This window comes from Collinsella sp. TM05-37 (genome assembly GCF_003436455.1).
Lineage (GTDB): Bacteria > Actinomycetota > Coriobacteriia > Coriobacteriales > Coriobacteriaceae > Collinsella.
In genome coordinates, this window is record NZ_QSPN01000031.1 from 1 (window position 1) to 2,591 (window position 2,591).

Genomic DNA, 2,591 nt, shown 5'->3' on the forward strand with positions numbered 1-2,591 from the left:
CGGTCCACTCCGCGCTCGACCTGTCCAAGCTGGAGTCCGCAGGCTTCGACATGCCCGACTGGGAGGAAGAGCTGGGGGAGTACCTCAAGACGCTCTAGTCGCTCTTAATAAATATGCGAGAATCAAAGCCGCCGTTCTTTAACGGCGGCTTTTCTTGTGCCTGGCGTATAGCTCTGTGCCGGTAAGTGCGGTGGTGGTCACCAAGCGAGAACAGCCTGTCGAGCTCATGCTAGGAGTTCGCGACGGGGCGGTTGACGGCGACCTGCCCGTCCCGGGTGAGCATGCAGGCCCAGTGGAAGGACTTCCCGACATCGAGCTAGAGGACGGCCCTCCTCGCGGGCGCTGCGTTGTTGGCCATGGTATCCTCCAATCGTCGGTCGATCGGAAGCCGTTTCCCGCGACACCCACATTACCTGGCCGTGGCCATCTTCCCTGAGGTCCGGCAGTTTCCTATCAGTCGTCTGAAACGGCGACGCCTGCGTCGGCAATACCCCCCGGGACCTCTTCGGGGCAGGGAAAGACGGCCGTACGCGGGCGCCCGATCGGCGGCCCAGACGGGCTTGCTTGCATCGTATGCGACACCGGGAAATGCATCAACGGGGTATCGAATAGCTCGTTTCTGACTGTAATGGGGCTTCGTCGCCGGTCGAGCAAAGTAGCCGGACCTTATGCGCTCTGGAGCGTTATCCATCTCGTAACGTTTCCCCGCCATTCATGGGCGTCTGAGTTTCTGGCATCGCTGTGGGCACCGCATCAGCTCAGATGTACTATCTATTGGTCTATTATGGCGAGGCTGTGGACGAGTTCATCGACTCGAAGTCGGGGGCGAGGATAGACGCGAAGACAGGAGGGATTCTCTGATGGATAGCGTGTTCAATGACCATGTGTTCCCTAAATACAAGGATCAACAGGTCATGAAGCCTCAGATGCACGGCTTCAATGACCCCACTTTGAGGAATTTCATGCTGTTGGACTCGTCTGCCCTGGTGAAAGACGAGCTTAAAGCCGACAGGTTCGACGATGAGTTCATTAGATCCTTCCTCAATGCCGCCAAGGAGCTTGCGGCCGCCGGGAGGAGAGCGACCGACAGGCCGGGCATGTATGTGATGCTGGAACATTCCTACGCGATTCCGGTGATGTTCCTCACAAGGCACTGTATTGAGCTTTCAATCAAGAGGGCGATAAAAAGATGTGGGGCTAAGCCTAAGAAAGACCACAGCCTTACAAACCTGTGGAACTCCTTGCTCTCGAGGTTTCCGGGGCAAAAGTGCCGTGAAGACAATACAACCATCAAGAACATGGGTGCTTTTGTAAAAGCCATTGCCGAAATCGATGACAACGGCATCAGTCTCCGCTATCCGCAGGACAAATCAGGCAGACTGACGCAGGACAGGCCGCTATTCGTGAATGACGAGGAAGTTGTCTCGTATTTGGAGAAGTTCGTAGAGCAGCTTCAGCTGATTGACTTCGATTATCTTGTCGAGAATGGTAAATAAGTGGTTGGAAGCTGGTCTTTATCGTTTGTAAAACCAGTGGTTGGAATCATGGTTGTATTAGCCGGTTAATCAGAACAGCTGTTGATTATTTTTTAACAGCTTAATTAAGATACCTGTAATTTATGCATAAAAGGCAGTGAATTGCTACCTTTACCATATGGATCTGTGAGTAAGTGCTTCGAGATGATGATGCCGATCTCGCTTCAATTTATGGGTGTATCGAAAAATAAGGGCGGAGTCGCTCTCGCGTTCCCGCCCCGCAAACCCGAATGATTCTGACTTTCCCGTTATCCGGAACGGCCGGGAAAGTTCGCGTCTCAGTCCGGAAAACCCAATGCTTAAAGCGACGATGCCAAGGGGCTACTCGGTCAGCTTCTTGCATCCGTACCAGGTCAAGGGGAGGGGCAGCCTGTAGAACGAGGTCGGCTCCATAGGGATCTCCTCGAGACTTCCGTTGCCTCGCCGAACCCACGAAGTTCCGTTTGCGTCGGTGAAAGCCGTTTCGGGTGCCGTGCGTACTCCCATTCCGTGCCCTTCCGTCGGGAGCCATGTGTACCATGCTCCAGGAGGAAGCGTGCCGACGCAGACGCGGTCGGGAAAAGCGGGACGGTTGTCCTCTCCTTTGAAAGAGGGGCCGGCTCCGCTAATCCCGACACAGGTGACGATTACGTCGTAGACGGGGGACTCGCTTTCGTTTCGAAGCACGACTAACTGCCAGACGAATCGATTGTCCTTGGGCTGATCGGTTCGGTTTCGACCCCCTTCGTACCATGCCGATATGCGGGATGGCTGATACCGCTTGATGTCGTCCTCCCTGTTCCTTTTGTTCTGGCTGCTTTGCCGCAATGCGGCAATCAAGGTCCCCAAGGTAAAGAATCCGATGAATGCTTGGACAATCAGATTGGCGATGTCTATTTTGTTGTCAAAAGTCACTGGATGGTCACCGGCTTAGCGTCGTGGGGCGATACTTCTAACTCCGAATAATAAGGGATGATCGATGGTTGCCGTTTCGTAAGCGTATAAATGGGTGCGTCTCAACAGCTTGTTTGGTACCGTCAAGATTCTTTCGCAAATTGATCGAGGCGGCCTCGGCCC

At 54.1% G+C, this 2,591-nt stretch carries 1 protein-coding gene; it reads left to right on the plus strand.

Annotation, left to right across the window (positions count from 1 at the left end; genetic code table 11):
- Positions 1-860 precede the first annotated feature (860 nt).
- Positions 861-1,496, plus strand: coding sequence for a HEPN domain-containing protein (locus DXD48_RS09885; protein WP_055287434.1), 636 nt, complete (start codon positions 861-863; stop codon positions 1,494-1,496).
- Positions 1,497-2,591: the final 1,095 nt, after the last annotated feature.

What these genes read in the sequence shown, in the direction of transcription:
- DXD48_RS09885 (WP_055287434.1), top strand. Translation starts at nt 861, where the DNA reads ATGGATAGCGTGTTCAATGACCATGTGTTCCCTAAATACAAGGATCAA.